The organism is Pseudomonas sp. AC463 (assembly GCF_979253585.1).
In genome coordinates, this window is record NZ_CEEDDZ010000056.1 from 1 (window position 1) to 328 (window position 328).

The 328-nt window shown below is 67.4% G+C and carries 1 pseudogene; it reads left to right on the top strand.

Going from position 1 to position 328, the window contains the following annotated elements:
- Window positions 1-328 (top strand): annotated as a pseudogene (locus AC0IYH_RS29030) (PAS domain-containing protein); the annotation flags it as partial.

Below are 328 nucleotides of genomic sequence, written 5' to 3' on the forward strand. Positions count from 1 at the left end.
CGCCAGATCATCGTGGGCCTGGACGAGGGCGTGATCCTGATCGATCCCGACCAGAGCCTGCTCTGGGCGAACGACGCTGCCTTGGGCATGCACGGGGTCGGCGACATCGCCGAACTGGGCGCGACCGTCGACGAGTACCGGGCGCGCTTTCAACTGCGCTACCGCAACAACCACCGGGTCGAGGCCGACGATTACCCGATCGAGCGGGTGGTGGCCGGCGACTCGTTCTCGGAGGTGGTGGTCGAGGTCACCGTCGCCGGGGAGGAGTCGCCACGCTGGGTACATCAGGTCCGCAGTCTGGTCCTCAACGACGCCGACGACAGCGAAC